We start from the raw sequence: 15,144 nt of genomic DNA, 5'->3' as shown, positions 1-15,144 counted from the left end.
AATAACCAATTATTATTCTTTTGAAACTCATTACATTCACAAACAAGGGCATCTATTGTCCGCAAGGAAAATTTTATATTGATCCGTGGCGACCTATCGATTTGGCGATTATTACGCATGGACACGCCGATCACGCACGTTGGGGAATGAAAAAATACCTTTGTCACCATTTTACCAAACCGATTTTACACAAAAGAATCAATGAAGATATCGAATGTCAAAGTGTGGAATATGGTGAAGTTCTCAATATCAATGGTGTAAAAGTTTCGCTTCATCCCGCAGGTCACATTATCGGTTCGGCTCAGGTTCGTTTGGAATATAAAGGTTATGTGAGTGTAGTTTCCGGTGATTATAAAGTTCAGAATGACGGGTTGAGTATGCCTTTCGAATTGGTAAGATGCAACGAATTTGTGACAGAAAGTACTTTCGGACTTCCCATTTATAACTGGCTGGAAGTGGATGATTTGAACAAAAGAATGCAAAGCTGGGTTCTACGGAACCAGGAAAATCAAAAAACCTCTGTTTTCGTAGGCTATTCATTAGGAAAAGCACAGCGAATTATGAAAGCAGTGGAAGGAATGGGAAAAATCCACGTTCACTACTCGATCGGAAAACTAAACAAAGCTTTTGAAGAAGTGGGAATTGTGCTTCCGGATTATGAAGTTCCGGATTTCAGGGAAAATATCAAACACGTTGCAGGAGATATTGTCATTGTGCCGCCCGCTTTGCTGGATTCTAATGTCATCAAGAAAATTCCGAATCCGGCAACTGCGATTTGCTCCGGCTGGATGCAGGTTCGTGGTGCAAGAAGATGGCGAAGTGCAGATGCAGGTTTTGTGATGAGCGACCACGCAGACTGGAAAGGTTTGCTGGAAGCCGTAAAAGCGACGGAAGCAGAAATCGTGCACGTTACTCACGGACAAACCGAAGTTTTTTCAAAATACTTAAACGAAATCGGAATTAGATCTGATGTCGTGGAAACACTTTACGGAGACGACGATGATGAAGTTGTTGAAAAAGAAACAACCAAAAATTCTGACATATGAGACATTTCGCAGAACTCATCAACGCCCTCGAAAGCACCAATAAAACCAACGCAAAAATTGATGCGATTATTGATTACCTGGAACGTGCGCCGGATGATGACAAACTGTGGTTCATTGCTTTGTTTACGGGCAAAAGACCCAAGCGAAATGTCAATACGAATTATATGAAAGAATGGGCATTGGAAATTACACAATTGCCGTTTTGGCTGTTTCAGGAAAGTTATTCTTCAGTGGGAGATTTAGGCGAAACGTTGTCATTAATTCTTCCGCCACCAAAAGAAAAAATCGAGAAATCTTTGTCTGACTGGATGAATGAAATTGTTGGTTTAAAAAACAAACCAGATGTAGAAAAGAAAGAATTCGTTCTCAATTCATGGAACGGTTTGGATTATACGGAACGATTGATTTTCAATAAATTATTGGGCGGAAGTTTCAGAATCGGAGTTTCAGATAAAACTTTGATCAATGCTTTGACCAAATTTTCCGGACAGGAAGCGAGTACACTGATGCACAGTTTGATGGGAAAATGGCAACCTGACGAAGTTTCATTCAAAGAATTGATCTCTGCCGAAAATATCAATCCGGATAATTCAAAACCCTACCCTTTTTGTTTGGCCTATGCACTTGAAAAAGATTTGGAAAAACTAGGAGCACCCGATGAATGGCTCATTGAATACAAATGGGACGGAATTCGTGGACAAATTATCCGAAGAAATGACGAAGTTTTCATTTGGTCAAGAGGCGAAGAATTGGTTACAGAACAGTTTCCTGAAATCAAAGAGGTTGTCCAGAATATGAACGGGAATTTTGTAATTGACGGAGAAATTCTGGCTGTGAAAGATGATAGAGTTTTAAATTTTAATGAATTACAAAAACGTTTGAACAGAAAAACTTTAACGAAGAAAATGCTTTCTGAAATTCCAATTCAGGTTTTTGCTTATGATTTATTGGAATTGGAAGGAACAGATTTAAGAGAAAAACCAATCTCTGCCAGACGAGCAATGCTGGAAGAATTATTATTAAATGAAAATCCTGAAAATATCAAAATTTCTCAAATTATTGATTTTGAAAACTGGGAAGATTTGAATCAAATCAGAGAAAATTCCAGAGACATCAACAGTGAAGGTCTGATGCTGAAGCAGAAAAACTCACCTTATCATTCCGGTAGAAAAAAGGGCGATTGGTGGAAATGGAAAATCAATCCTTTAACGATTGATGCGGTTTTGATTTATGCTCAAAAAGGAAGCGGAAGACGAAGTGCTTATTACACCGATTATACTTTTGCCGTGAAAAATGAAGATAAATTAGTCACAATTGCAAAAGCCTATTCCGGATTGACCGACAAAGAAATAATGGAAGTCAGCAAGTTTGTCAATAAAAATGCGATAGAGAAATTTGGACCTGTCCGAACCGTAAAACCTGAATTGGTTTTTGAAATTGCTTTTGAAGGAATAGGGTTTAGTAATCGCCACAAAAGTGGTGTTGCATTGCGTTTCCCGAGGATTTTGAGATGGAGAAAAGATAAAACAGTGGATGAGATTGATGATATTGAAGAGATTAAGAAATTGATACAGTGAATTTTATAGTCAAAATTAAATTTACATTAGTTTAATATTTAATTCAATTTCTTCATACAACGAAATTAGTTTTAAATCATTTTTATTTTTCACACAATAGGTTGGATTAGACAAACAATCATTTGGTAAATCTAAAATCTGCAATTCCTTGCAATTTTCACACAGTTTAGAATAGTTAAATAATGAAGTTTTAAAATCACTTTCAAAATTTTTCAAGTGGATTTCTCTATAATCTTTACTTTCTAAAATTCGTTCTAATTTATTTATAATTTCTAATTCCATTATTTATTCATATAATCATTCCAAATCTCAATGTTTCCCTCAAAAGCAGTTTTAAAAGCTTCTTCTTCATAATTGGTTGAATTATTCTTATAAATTTCTTTCATATCTCTATTGTAATTATATTCTTCGAAAGAACCAGCATATAAAGAAATAAAGAAATTTGTATAGTATCCCTTTGAAGCTTGTTTAATTTTTTTATAAACATTTATTTTTTCAATAGGATTACTTTTTAATTTTTCAACAACCTTTAAATCCATTATTATAGAGTATCTATCTTCATTATTCCAATATCGGTAATATTTCGTCGGGTTACCATTAATATCATTTGCTTTATTTAATGGTAGCTCTTTAATTTCAACCAATTCTTTAAAATCCTTTAAAGTAATAGCATCAAGGTCACTAAAGCCGAATTGCTTTATATTCCTTAATTCATATAATCCTTTCTTCAATATTATTTCTGAACCTAAACTATATGACAAATTTTTTAGTATAAAATTGTTGTCTGTCATTTTGATAATTTTAAAAGTTATTGATGTAAAATCATCAACTTTTAAAACTAAATAATCATCATATATTTCAAAAGTATTTTTAATAAAACTTTGATTATTATTGAATTCTAACTCAAATTTTTTATCTATAAAAAACTGAATACTAAACTCTTCTGTAAACCAGCTTCCAACAAAATGATAAAATTCTATTTCCATAAAGATTTTATAAATTAATTTGATTAAAAATGTATGAAATTTTCAAGCAAACTAAATTACAAAAGAAAATGGAAAAATTATCAATTATTATTAATTGGTTAAAAAATTGATATTATAAAAATAGAATTAATTATAATTTGAACAACTTCGAAAATACAAACGGCTTTAAAATCATTCAAAACTGGATGATGGAAAAAATGATTTCACCTTTCAAATTTCAGATTGATACCTGGCAGAAATTCGGAAACGGTTACAGCGGATTGGTTGTTGCGCCGACTGGTTTTGGGAAAACTTATTCGGTTTTTTTAGCTTTGATTTTAGACTTTCTGAATCATCCCGAAAAATATAAAAGCGGACTGAAAATGATATGGATTACACCACTTCGTTCGCTTTCAAAAGATATCGCCAAAGCAATGCAGGAGGCGATGGACGAGATTGGTCTGGACTGGACAGTCGGTGTAAGAAATGGCGACACAGACCCGAAAATCCGTCAGCAACAGGTCAAAAATATGCCTGAAATCCTTGTAGCAACTCCCGAAAGTTTACATTTGCTTCTCGGACAAAAAAATCATCAGCGTTTTTTCAAAGATTTGCAATGTATCGTTGTTGATGAATGGCACGAATTATTAGGTTCAAAACGTGGTGTTTTGGTTGAGCTTGGAATTTCCCAGCTTAGAAAATATGTTCCGAAAATGAAGATTTGGGGCATCTCGGCAACGATTGGAAATCTGGATGAAGCGATGGACGTTTTGATTCCTTACAACATCAAAAAAACAAAAATCACTGCTAAAGAAAAAAAGAAAATCGATATCCTTTCGGTTTTTCCGGATGAAGTTGAAATTTTGCCTTGGGCGGGACATCTCGGGCAAAAATTGGCGGACAAAGTCGTTCCGATTATTTTGGAATCTAAATCGACCATTGTTTTTACCAATACAAGAAGTCAGAGCGAAATGTGGTATCAGCTTTTACTGAATGCTTATCCTGATTTTGCAGGGCAAATTGCCATTCATCACAGTTCGATTGATGCAGAATTGCGAATCTGGATTGAGGAAAATCTGAGTAATGGTAAACTAAAAGCCGTTGTTTCAACTTCATCTTTGGATTTAGGAATTGATTTTAAACCGGTTGATACAGTGATTCAAATCGGTTCTGCAAAAGGCGTTGCGAGGTTTTTGCAGCGTGCCGGAAGAAGCGGTCACTCTCCTTTTGAAACTTCGAAAATTTATTGTGTTCCAACCCATTCTTTGGAATTAATAGAAGTTTCCGCCTTGAAGGAAGCCGTCAAACAAAACATCATTGAACCTCGTGAACCGCAGGTTTTATGCTTTGATGTGTTGGTGCAGTTTCTGATGACTTTGGCGATTGGCGATGGATTTTATCCCGAAGAAGTGTATGAAAGAATCAAGCAGGTTTACACTTTTCAGGAAATCAGGAACGAAGAATGGAAAGCGATGATAGATTTTCTAACGATTGGTGGAAGCGCGTTAAAAAGCTACGAAGAATACCATAAAGTCGTGGTGATGGAAGATGGTCTGCACAAAGTAACTTCCCGAAGAATTGCGATGCTACACCGAATGAATATGGGCGCAATTGTGAGCGATGCGATGCTGAAAGTGAAATTTATTTCCGGTGGATACATCGGGATGGTCGAGGAATATTTTATCTCAAGATTAAAAAAAGAAGAGAAATTTATTTTGGCAGGAAGAGTGCTGGAAGTGGCGATGATCAAAGATATGACGGTTTTTGTTCGGGCTTCAAAAGGAAAAGCGAAGGCTCCGAGTTACTTGGGCGGAAGATTGCCGCTGAGTTCCAACCTCGGGCATTTCCTCAGAGAAAAACTTTCCGGAGCATTGAATCCGAAAGCTTCTGAGAAAGAACTGAAATTCCTTCATCCGCTTTTGGTGAATCAGGAAGAGCGTTCTCACATTCCGAAAGAAGATGAATTTTTGGTAGAACTCATCAAAAACAGAGAAGGTTATCATCTGTTTATGTATCCTTTTGAAGGACGTTTGGTACACGAAGTGATGGCTGCTTTGATTGCTTACCGGATTTCAAAACTGGCTCCGATTTCTTTTTCGATGGCAATGAACGATTATGGTTTTGAATTATTCAGCGATAAAGAAATTCCGTTGACCGAAGATAATTTAGACAAAATTTTAACGAGAGAAAACCTGATGACCGATGTGATTTCCAGTATTAATGCTGCGGAAATGGCTCGAAGAAAATTCAGGGATATTGCCGTTATTTCCGGAATGGTGATTCAGAATTTTCCGGGACAGCAACGTTCGAATAAATCGCTTCAAAGTTCGGCAGGTTTGATTTTTAAAGTTCTGGAAGATTACGACCCGAATCATTTTCTTGTGAGACAGGCTTATACCGAAGTTTTCAATATGCAATTACAAGAGCAAAGATTGGTGGAAGCTTTTAAACGAATCGAAAAATCAAAAATTATCCTGAAATTTGCCAATGCCTTTACGCCGCTGAGTTTCCCCATCAAAGTCGACAGTTTGAGGCAGACTTTGACGAGTGAAGATCTGGATTCGAGAATTCAGAAACTGATTCAACAGGCGAGGAAAGTTAAATAGAGTAAATTGGCAATAAAGCAATTGTGAATTTTATGGCGTTGTGTCATTCAGAACAGAACGAAGTGAAATGAAGAATCTTTAAAGCTGAGATTCTTCCTTCGTCAGAATGACAAAGAGGAAATTAAAATGAAAATAGTAACAAAAAATATCAATATTAAAGACGAAGTTTTTACCTTAACGAATCAGCGAGCGTTGTTTTGGAAAAAAGAAAAGGCTTTGATTCTCTCCGATTTACATATCGGGAAAACTGCACATTTCCGCAAAAACGGAATTGCTCTTTCCGACCAAATTTTCGAAAATGATTTACAAAGATTATCCGTCCTCATCGAATATTTTAAACCGGAAAAATTTCTTGTAGTCGGGGATTTGCTTCACGCAGGAGATAATTCGGGTGTCGATAAATTCTGTGAATGGAAAACCCAATTTCCTGATCTTGAATTTCATTTGATAGAAGGCAATCACGACAAAATTTCAAAAAAAATGGAGGCCAAACTTTGCCTGAATTTCAAAGATGAACTTCTGGAAATTGATAACTTTATCTTCATCCACGATTTTCAGAAAAAAAATGATAAATTTCAGATTACCGGTCATATTCATCCGGGATTGGTCATTAATTCTGTAGTAAAAAAAATCAAGTTACCTTGTTTTGTAGTTTCGGAAAATCAATTGCTGCTTCCCGCCTTCAGTGAATTTACAGGCTTAGATACAAAAAATCTCCCTAAAAAAGGAAGATTCTATGTTTTTACGGATGCTGAAATCTATGAGATCTAGAAAACACTATAAATTGTCAAACCACTTATAAATATCTGTATACGAAGATATTCCCAATTTCTTTCTTAATCTGTTTTTGCGGTTTTGAATCGCTTTTGGAGTGACAAAAGTATAAATTGCTATTTCTTTGGTTGTCAATCTTAATTTTAGATAAATACAAAAAATTATTTCAGAGTTTTGCAGGTTTGCATTGATCTCTGAAAGTCTTAAAAAAAAATCGGGATATACCGATTTATATTTACTGAGAAGTCTTGGTGAGTTTTCTTTTGCTAATCTTAAAATCTCTTCGTCTGGCATATTAAAGGTTTTTTTTGAGTCTGTATCTTGTTTGAGTTATGGTTGATCATCTTATACTGATTTTTGTAAAAAAAATCATAAAATTAGTTGATCTTACTATAAATATTAGTCACTTAAAATAGATTTAATTTATGATATTAAAAATATTTAATGATCTCAAAATTATTATTTTTTTTGCTTCTGTTTTATGATTGTAATCAGCAATATCCCTTTTTAGCATTATTTTGTTATTATTGTTGTAATGATTTTTAAGTGTTATTTTTCGTTATGCTAAATAATTTTTATTATGTTGATAAATGTGGTATCTAAATGGTATCATTTTAGTTTAATTATGCAAAAAATTAGCTTTTCTTTACAAATAATAAAATCGTTTATAGTGCGTAGATTTAACGATTTTGTATTTATATAATATTAATAAATCACTTTAAAATGATAAAAGAAGATTTGCTGCTATTATTTGGAGCTGAAGAAAGGTGTTATGATGCTGACGATATTATTTTTTCGGAAGGAGATATGCCTATGTTCTTTTACTTGATAGTCAAAGGCAAAGCAAAGCTTAATAATTATAACGATTTGGGAAAAGAGTTTATTCAGGCTATTGTAGCTCCTAAACAAAGTATAGGATTATCATCATTATTTACAGAGATGACTTATCCAAATAATGCAATTGCTATTGAAAAATGCGAGATACTTCGTCTGCCAAAAGCTATCTTTTTAAAATTGCTGGAACAGCATCATGAATATTATTCTAAAATAATTCATTGTCTTTCTGAGCATATTCATTACAAATTTATGATGATGCAAAGTATGGCATTTCATAATCCGTCACAGAAATTGCTTACTTTAATGAACTATTTAAAATTTGAATGCAGTGAGCAAGAGTCGTTTTCTTTACAAATCCCTTTAACAAGGCAACAGCTTGCATCACTTACGGGGCTGAGTGTTGAAACTGTAATAAGGGTAGTTAAAAATCTTGAAAAACAAGGCATTGTGAAAATTCAGAATAGAAAAATTTTTTATTGAAAGCATATTGACTATTGATTTTCGCATCTATTTATTTACAGATCAATAATTTATTGATTTCACTCTTGAAACATCCCAAAATAAACTCTGTGTAATATTGCTGTGCTTCCAGAGGTTGAGTTTTGGGATGAAGTTCCAGTTTTCTGGATAAAATGATTTCCCCTCTGTAGCTAATAGCATAATGCGAAAAAATTTTAAAATCAGAATTGATGACAGGATCGGCGTAACCTGTAACGGCAATAGACCAATCTGTATCAAATAACTGTGCAACGCCCAGCGCCATTTGATCTGCAATCGTATCAGAAACACAATTACAGAGACTGGCTTCTTCTTCGTTTACGTGGAGAATTTTTACTTTCTCCTCAAGAGTATACGTTGTAATTCCTCCTTTATAAAAAAGACAGGCATTGGGCATTTGGGAAAATGCAAGCTGGAAAAGACCTGATGTAACGCTTTCTGCAATAGAAATGGTCTCATTACTGGTAATCAGCGATTCGCTGATATAATTGAGCAGTTTCTGTTGGAATTCCATATTATAATATTTTTAAGGTGGTTGGTGTTGTGATGGTGTTATAAAAAATCAATAGTATATTTTTCGGTCTTTTACTTTAATGTGTCCTTCGGTTTCCATTTTTTTTATAGTTCTGATAATTGTTTCTACTCTCAACCCTGTGAGATCGGCAATTTGTTGTCTGGTCATCTGAACCTGAAAAGAATGGTCGTCTTCACAATCTGCATAGCTTTTCAAATAATCAAACAAACCGATAATTCTCGCAGAAGGATTTTGAGAAGCCATACTCTGCATCATGATCATCTTATAATAAAGCCGGTGAGAAAGACAGGCATTCATATCAATTGAAACCTGAGGATTTTCTTTAATTAGGTTAATAAAATTCTTTCTTGGAAGTCTGATGATGGTAGATGATTTTAATGCGGAAGCATTCATAGGATATGTTTTATCCATAAATAATAACGGATCTCCAAAACTCTGGCTTTTTCCTAAAATGTTATGAATAAATTCTTTACCATCCTCATTATAATTGTTTACTTTTACAGATCCTTCCACAATCTGATAATAATAAGAAGGAAAATCACCTTCAGAAAATATAATTTCCTTCTCTTCATAATTTCTTACTTCAGCACTGTACGCTCCAAGAAGTTTTTCGTCGATTTTCATACAGCTGATTGTTTTCATGGCATCTATTTTTAATAATATACAGTATTTACCATTCTTGATGAAGTGAAAAATTGGCGTTATCAGTTTTTAAAACTTTAATAATTCATCAAATTAATGGGTTTAGTTTTTAGATTGTCTACACACATATTTTGTGCCATAATCAGTAAAAATAAAAGCTTTTCTGGCAAATATTCTTAATTTCAAAATAAAGCTTTGGATTACCTTTTAAAATCTGCATAAACTTTTATTTTTAAAATTAAATTTTAAAATCTGCGATTTCAATGATCATTTTTAAATAACTGTTATTAAGAAACTTATATTGTTTATCCGAAACGGTCTCCTTCCAAAAAATTGAATATTTTTAATTGAATAATATATCACGAAGGTATGGCTTAGTGATATATTATTTTATGATTTAGGTCATAAACTTATTTTGATAAAAATATTTTGTTTTGTAATTGTTATTTGATACTGATTGCACAGCAAAATAAATATATTTTCAAGAAATAAATATTTTTGGTTAGGTTTTTGAAGCGTCAAATTATCAAAAAGAATCAATTTCTTACTAACACCAAATTATTATAATATGTCAACAGAAAATTTAAGCCGTACTGATGCGGCAAAGAAAATTAAAGAATTATCCGAAAAAGCAAAATTCTGTATGTTCTGTACAGAATTGGAAAATCTTCCCATCAATACAAGACCCATGTCTTTGCAGGAAACCGATGATGAAGGAAATCTGTGGTTTATAAGCAGTGATGCAAGTAACAAAAATTTTCAGATTAAAGAAGATAAAAGAGTTCAGCTTATGTTTATGAACAATTCTGATTCAGAATATCTTTCAGTTTTTGGAGACGCTACTATTTACAAAGACAGAGCAACTATTGAAGACAAATGGTCATCAATGGCAAATGCGTGGTTTGATGGTAAAGATGATCCTAATGTTTCCATCATCAGAGTAACCCCAACAGATACCTACTATTGGGATACAAAAGCAGGAAAACTGGTAAGTCTCCTGAGTTTTGCAGCAGCAGCAATCACCGGAAATAAGACAGATAATTCAGACGGTGTCGAAGGAAAAGCAGAAATCTGATATATATTACAATTCCTTTCTTTAAACTTTAAAAACTAAAGTCATGATGTATGATAATGAGCCGCATCCTATTATACAGGAAACCAATTCTAAAACGGCAGGCAGCAATATTGCGATGATTACTCAGGTTGTTAATTTTCATGGAGATAAATCTTTTATTCTCAATTCTTTGCAGAGAATAAAGAACAATACATTATGTGATATTAAAAGAAAACTGATTGATACATTCATCACTGAGTATACCGTCAATTTTATGGGTTATACAGAAAATGACAGCTATAATGTAAGTTCAGAAGACTATCATGTTTCACCGGCACACGCAAAAAAGTCTTTCGAAAAAGTTTTAAGAGAACAGGAATATCTTAATAGAATTATTACTACACTAAATCCTGAATAGATTTGGTGTAGTAATTTTTATACTTTAATCTGTAATAAAATTTTTCTTTGCGAGCTCCTTTCTCACTCTGCTGAGACTTTCAGGAGTTATTCCAAGATAAGATGCGATCATCCATTGAGGAACACGCAGCATAAGATCAGGATACATTTGTATAAATTTCAGATACCGCTCTTCAGCAGTTTCGCCAAGCAGAGAGTTGATTCTGTCCTGAAGACTCTTTACATGTTTTTGAATGATAAGATCGTTTCTTTCAATGCTGTTGGGAAATTCTTCCAGGAGTTTGTTGAAGAAATCATGCTGCAGAAAAAGAACTTCAGAATCCTCTACTGCTTCTATATAATATTTTGATTTTTCATTGAAATAAAGGCTGCTTCTGTCACCAATAAGCCAGTTTTCTGGGGCAAACTGTATGATGTGCTCTTTCCCATTTTTGTCAATAGAATACATTCTCAACAATCCTTTTTCTACGAAAAAAGTATTCCTGCATATCTCTCCCTGTTGCAGCAGAAATTCATGCTTATTGATTTTTCTTGCTTCGTACTGCAGTGTACACCTATTAAGTTTCTCTGCCGGAACTTCAAAAACCGTAGCCAAATAATTCTGGATATTTTTCATGCTGTAAATTGGCTTAAGGAAATATTATTGTGTGAAGCGTGATTCACTACTACTCCATTTTCAATCACCAAAAACTGCGGACTTTCGTGGCGGATTTCCAAATCTTCGGCAATTTTATTTGAAACTGATCGAAATTTTAGTAGATCTAGATAATAGAAATGATTGATGATATCCGGATTTCCGAATTCTTTGATCTCTTTTTCAAAATTTCTCAGGACAGTTTTACTGATAAAACAACTGGTAGAATGCTTAAAAATGCCTATTCTGGAGGTATGAGAATTTTCTATTGCTGTTTTCAGATCTTTTTCAGATTCTATAGCATGCCAATGAAGTTTTTCTTCATTACCGTCATTATTTCCGCCAAATATTTTATCAAAAAAACTCATACATTAAATTGTTTTAAATGATGATCAAGATGTTTGTATTCTAAAAAACCCCAGTCTTTTTCTCTCATTTTACCAAATAGCTCATGCTTTACAGGTAATTGATGCTTTCTGTACCTATCATTATATTCTTCAAGTCTTTTCAGGAGATTTTTTTGAGTTTGCACAAAATCACACTCAAAATTAACGATAACTTTTTTAAAAGTAGGCATATTTCTGGGAATTCCGTTATTGAAAACAGAGATTTCATACTTTGTCAAAATTCCTACTGTACGAAAAAACAATCCAAGTGGCGGAAGTTCAATCTTTTGTAAGGCAATCTGCAAAATCTTATCACAATGCAACAACATCTGAGAAACATTCATCTTTCCCCATTTCTTCTGAGAATTTTCAGAAAGCCGGTATATTCTTTCAATTATTTCAGTGAAGTCTTTTTCGTTATGTAAACTTTTATAACGCATCTGCAAAAAGCATTTATTTAACTTGAATTTTGGATAATTTTAATAAGCAATGCAAATACCAAAACAGAATCATCGTCTTTTATGTAAGATTGAAGCTTTTATTTTTGAATTAAAAGCTGACGTTTTCGCTGGTCAAAAAGACTTCTTACAATAATAAATTCTTTCATAAATGCCGATTTGTCCGAAAAAAACTTATGGACAAATATTTGAGATTAGTTTTGTAAATTTAATTATAATTTCTATCTTTTCTTTATGAAAAAAGCCCTGATTATCGTCGATGTGCAAAATGACTTCTGTGAAGGAGGTGCACTTGCCGTACCCGAAGCCAACACAATTATTCCGTATATCAATCTTCTAATGGAAGAAAATGAATATGACCAGATTATTCTTACTCAGGATTGGCATCCTGCCCACCACAAAAGTTTTGCAAGTAACAACAACCGAAAAGTTGGCGAAAGTATCATTCTGAATGGTATTCCACAGTTTATGTGGCCGGATCATTGTGTAGAAGGAACCTTCGGAGCAGAATTTCATCAGGATTTGAACCGTGATAAAGTAACCCACATTGTGCAGAAAGGTAAAAATCCGGAGATCGACAGTTATAGCGGCTTTCAGGATAACAACCATTTTATGAAAACAGGATTGGATGATTTCTTAAAATATCATGAAATTCAATTGGTTGAAATTGTAGGATTGGCAATGGATTATTGTGTGAAATTTACTGCCCTGGATGCTGTGGCTAACGGATATATTACCTGTCTTCATTTTAACGGAACCAAAGCTGTGAATGTAAAGCCTGAAAATGGCAGAGACGCCATTTACGAGATGATCCAGAAAGGGGTTACTGTTTTGGGATAATGGAAGATATGGATAGTGTTTTCAGAAAAAGCAGCGATAAATATATCATTAAAGAAATAGCTTCTGTGCTGGATCGCCATTCGATAATTTATAAAACAGTTGATAACGAAAAAGATTTTGACCCAAGTTTTTCAACAAATCAATTAAGAATAGTGTATCAGATCTTGATCGCAGATGACGATTTTAAGATAGCAAATAAGGCACTTTCAGATTATTATGCTAATGAAATACAAATTCCGCAAGATTATTATCTGTTTGAATATTCAGACGATGAACTCAAAGACATTATTTTTAAAAAAGATGAATGGAATGAGTTTGATTATGAGGCATCAAAAAGAATTTTAAAACAAAGAGGAGAAAATATTTCCGATGAAGAAATAAATATCATTGATGAAAAGCGTTTGAGTTCTCTAAGGAATGACTATGAAAACCCTAAAGAAGTGAAAAATTATATCGCTTTGGGTTATATTTTTACAATAATCGGATGTATTCTTTCATTGATTTGGGGAATGTTGATTTTTGTAAGTTTTGGGATTGCAATTGCCATTATCAAACTTAAAAAGCAGCTTCCGAATGGAGAGCGAATTTATTATTTTAATGAGAAAGATAGAAAACATGGTAAAAGAATCTTATGGCTAGGCATTATATTTACTATTTTCTGGATGACAATCTTAATGATAAAAAATTAAAAAAAGAGACTTTAAAAGTCTCTTTTTTTTTATAACATTTTCAAGTTATTCACTTCTAATTCTGTTAAAATTCTCCAGTGACCTCTCTTGATATTTTTCTTTGTAAGGCCTGCAAACATTACTCTGTCCAGAGCTTCTACTTCATATCCTAATCTCTGGAAAATTCTTCTGATCACCCGGTTCCAGCCGATATGAATTTCAATACCGACTTCATTTTTCGGCTTACCTTCAATGAAAGAAATCTGATCTACAACAGCTACCCCTTCATCCAGACGAATTCCTTCAGCGATAAGCTTCATATCTTCATGAGTCAGTTTTTTATCTAAAGTAACATGATAAATTTTCTTAGCATCAAACGATGGATGAGTCAGTTTTTTTGTCATGTGTCCATCGTTGGTAAGCAAAATCACACCCGTTGTAGAACGATCCAGTCTGCCGACGGGAAAAAGTCTGTAAGGTGATGCATTTGCAACCAGATCCATTACAGTTTTTCTTGCTTTATCATCTTTGGTTGTCGAGATATATCCTTTTGGTTTATTTAAAAGTACATATACAGGTTTTTCGGGAGTGATGTTTTGACCGTCAAAAACAACTTTGTCGGTTTTCTGAACCTGATAACCCATCTCTGTTACTACCTTTCCGTTTACTTCTACCAATCCCTGTGTAATAAGCTCATCGGCTTCCCTCCTGCTGCATATTCCTGAGTTGGCAATATACTTATTCAGACGGATGGTGTCTTTATGAACATCTTTTTCTACTTTTTTGAATCTTCTTTTCTGAACAAAAGATCTGGCTTTGTCACCATCTTTTTCATCAGATGCTCCTGGTCTTCTGCCATATTTCAGGCTGCCTCTTTCGTATTTATCTCTTGTATCGAAATTTTTACCTCCACCTCTTTTAGGACTGAAAGATTTCTTTTCTTCGCCCGGGTTGGTAATGTAAGGTTCTTTTTCTATTTTAGAATATTTCTTTTCCATTCTGGCTTCGTAACTTGTGTCACTCCTTCTGGAATCAGAATTTCGTTCTCCTGCTTTAGGGAAAGTCTTTTTAAAAGGTTTTGATCCGGAATTCCCGGATTTGGAAGCGCGAGAACCATCAGAATTATTTCTTGTTGAACTTCTTGGTCTTTTTGGTTTTCCTGAATTGTTGTCTCTGCTCATGCTAAATATTTCTGCAAAGATAGTAT

At 33.7% G+C, this 15,144-nt stretch carries 18 protein-coding genes; 9 read left to right on the top strand and 9 right to left on the bottom strand.

All coding sequences use genetic code 11. The features are described 5' to 3' along the window. The first annotated feature begins 20 nt into the window (after positions 1 to 20). Together FOL89_RS15820 and FOL89_RS15815 are read left to right on the top strand one after the other, a co-directional pair. Positions 21 to 1,046, top strand: a complete 1,026-nt coding sequence (locus FOL89_RS15820) for a ligase-associated DNA damage response exonuclease (RefSeq protein WP_144283739.1) — start codon at positions 21 to 23, stop codon at positions 1,044 to 1,046. Continuing rightward, entirely contained in the window at positions 1,043 to 2,623 is a 1,581-nt protein-coding gene (locus FOL89_RS15815) for an ATP-dependent DNA ligase (RefSeq protein ID WP_144283738.1), read from the top strand. Before FOL89_RS15820 ends, FOL89_RS15815 begins: the two co-directional genes overlap by 4 nt. Positions 2,624 to 2,644: 21 nt before the next feature. Here FOL89_RS15815 and FOL89_RS15810 read toward each other — a convergent pair whose 3' ends face one another. Continuing rightward, positions 2,645 to 2,905 carry a hypothetical protein gene (locus FOL89_RS15810; RefSeq protein ID WP_144283737.1) on the bottom strand — a complete coding sequence of 87 codons (261 nt, stop codon included), beginning with the start codon at positions 2,903 to 2,905 and terminating at the stop codon, positions 2,645 to 2,647. Beyond that, on the bottom strand, positions 2,905 to 3,609 hold the full coding sequence (locus FOL89_RS15805; protein ID WP_144283736.1) for a hypothetical protein: 705 nt from the start codon (positions 3,607 to 3,609) through the stop codon (positions 2,905 to 2,907). The genes FOL89_RS15810 and FOL89_RS15805 overlap by 1 nt, the downstream gene beginning before the upstream one ends. A gap of 185 nt (positions 3,610 to 3,794) precedes the next feature. Between FOL89_RS15805 and FOL89_RS15800 the strand changes: the two genes are divergently transcribed. Together FOL89_RS15800 and pdeM are read left to right on the top strand one after the other, a co-directional pair. Further along, positions 3,795 to 6,194 (top strand): ligase-associated DNA damage response DEXH box helicase, encoded by a 2,400-nt coding sequence (locus FOL89_RS15800; protein WP_185146991.1) that lies wholly within the window; start codon positions 3,795 to 3,797, stop codon positions 6,192 to 6,194. Positions 6,195 to 6,320: 126 nt separating this feature from the next. Beyond that, positions 6,321 to 6,965: a ligase-associated DNA damage response endonuclease PdeM gene (gene pdeM, locus FOL89_RS15795; RefSeq protein WP_144283734.1), complete on the top strand. Its 645-nt coding sequence runs from the start codon at positions 6,321 to 6,323 to the stop codon at positions 6,963 to 6,965. A gap of 6 nt (positions 6,966 to 6,971) precedes the next feature. On the opposite strand, the gene FOL89_RS15790 is transcribed toward pdeM, so the two are convergent. Then, on the bottom strand, positions 6,972 to 7,262 hold the full coding sequence (locus FOL89_RS15790) for a helix-turn-helix transcriptional regulator (protein WP_144283733.1): 291 nt from the start codon (positions 7,260 to 7,262) through the stop codon (positions 6,972 to 6,974). Between the two features lie 429 nt (positions 7,263 to 7,691). Between FOL89_RS15790 and FOL89_RS15785 the strand changes: the two genes are divergently transcribed. After that, positions 7,692 to 8,285, top strand: a complete 594-nt coding sequence (locus FOL89_RS15785; protein WP_144283732.1) for a Crp/Fnr family transcriptional regulator — start codon at positions 7,692 to 7,694, stop codon at positions 8,283 to 8,285. Between the two features lie 31 nt (positions 8,286 to 8,316). Here the strand turns inward: FOL89_RS15785 and FOL89_RS15780 are convergent, their stop codons facing one another. Both FOL89_RS15780 and FOL89_RS15775 read right to left on the bottom strand, forming a co-directional pair. Then, a complete protein-coding gene (locus FOL89_RS15780; RefSeq protein WP_144283731.1) occupies positions 8,317 to 8,817 on the bottom strand; it encodes a CinA family protein in 501 nt (166 codons plus the stop codon). A 48-nt stretch (positions 8,818 to 8,865) separates the two neighbouring features. After that, positions 8,866 to 9,480 (bottom strand): Crp/Fnr family transcriptional regulator, encoded by a 615-nt coding sequence (locus FOL89_RS15775; protein ID WP_228444942.1) that lies wholly within the window; start codon positions 9,478 to 9,480, stop codon positions 8,866 to 8,868. Positions 9,481 to 10,048: 568 nt separating this feature from the next. Here FOL89_RS15775 and FOL89_RS15770 point away from each other — a divergent pair. Both FOL89_RS15770 and FOL89_RS15765 read left to right on the top strand, forming a co-directional pair. After that, positions 10,049 to 10,555, top strand: a complete 507-nt coding sequence (locus FOL89_RS15770) for a pyridoxamine 5'-phosphate oxidase family protein (RefSeq protein WP_144283730.1) — start codon at positions 10,049 to 10,051, stop codon at positions 10,553 to 10,555. A 43-nt stretch (positions 10,556 to 10,598) separates the two neighbouring features. After that, on the top strand, positions 10,599 to 10,952 hold the full coding sequence (locus FOL89_RS15765) for a hypothetical protein (protein WP_144283729.1): 354 nt from the start codon (positions 10,599 to 10,601) through the stop codon (positions 10,950 to 10,952). A gap of 24 nt (positions 10,953 to 10,976) precedes the next feature. Here the strand turns inward: FOL89_RS15765 and FOL89_RS15760 are convergent, their stop codons facing one another. From FOL89_RS15760 to FOL89_RS15750, 3 genes are read right to left on the bottom strand one after another with little or no spacing between them, the layout of a single operon-like run. Continuing rightward, positions 10,977 to 11,567 carry a Crp/Fnr family transcriptional regulator gene (locus tag FOL89_RS15760; protein WP_144283728.1) on the bottom strand — a complete coding sequence of 197 codons (591 nt, stop codon included), beginning with the start codon at positions 11,565 to 11,567 and terminating at the stop codon, positions 10,977 to 10,979. Beyond that, complete coding sequence (gene ytxJ, locus FOL89_RS15755) at positions 11,564 to 11,953, bottom strand: bacillithiol system redox-active protein YtxJ (protein ID WP_144283727.1); 390 nt, start codon at positions 11,951 to 11,953, stop codon at positions 11,564 to 11,566. The genes FOL89_RS15760 and ytxJ overlap by 4 nt, the downstream gene beginning before the upstream one ends. Continuing rightward, on the bottom strand, positions 11,950 to 12,411 hold the full coding sequence (locus FOL89_RS15750; protein ID WP_144283726.1) for a DUF1569 domain-containing protein: 462 nt from the start codon (positions 12,409 to 12,411) through the stop codon (positions 11,950 to 11,952). Before FOL89_RS15750 ends, ytxJ begins: the two co-directional genes overlap by 4 nt. Before the next feature lie 252 nt (positions 12,412 to 12,663). Here FOL89_RS15750 and pncA point away from each other — a divergent pair, with 252 nt between their 5' ends. Beyond that, a complete protein-coding gene (gene pncA, locus FOL89_RS15745) occupies positions 12,664 to 13,269 on the top strand; it encodes a bifunctional nicotinamidase/pyrazinamidase (RefSeq protein WP_144283725.1) in 606 nt (201 codons plus the stop codon). Continuing rightward, complete coding sequence (locus tag FOL89_RS15740; protein WP_144283724.1) at positions 13,269 to 13,958, top strand: hypothetical protein; 690 nt, start codon at positions 13,269 to 13,271, stop codon at positions 13,956 to 13,958. The genes pncA and FOL89_RS15740 overlap by 1 nt, the downstream gene beginning before the upstream one ends. A gap of 29 nt (positions 13,959 to 13,987) precedes the next feature. Here FOL89_RS15740 and FOL89_RS15735 read toward each other — a convergent pair whose 3' ends face one another. Continuing rightward, positions 13,988 to 15,118 (bottom strand): pseudouridine synthase, encoded by a 1,131-nt coding sequence (locus FOL89_RS15735; RefSeq protein WP_228444941.1) that lies wholly within the window; start codon positions 15,116 to 15,118, stop codon positions 13,988 to 13,990. Between the last annotated feature and the right edge of the window lie 26 nt (positions 15,119 to 15,144).

Origin of the sequence: Chryseobacterium echinoideorum (assembly GCF_007474535.1) — a bacterium.
In the GTDB taxonomy this organism is placed as follows: domain Bacteria; phylum Bacteroidota; class Bacteroidia; order Flavobacteriales; family Weeksellaceae; genus Chryseobacterium; species Chryseobacterium echinoideorum.
The sequence above is the reverse complement of the archived record's forward strand: the minus strand, read 5'-3'. Positions and strand labels throughout refer to the sequence as shown.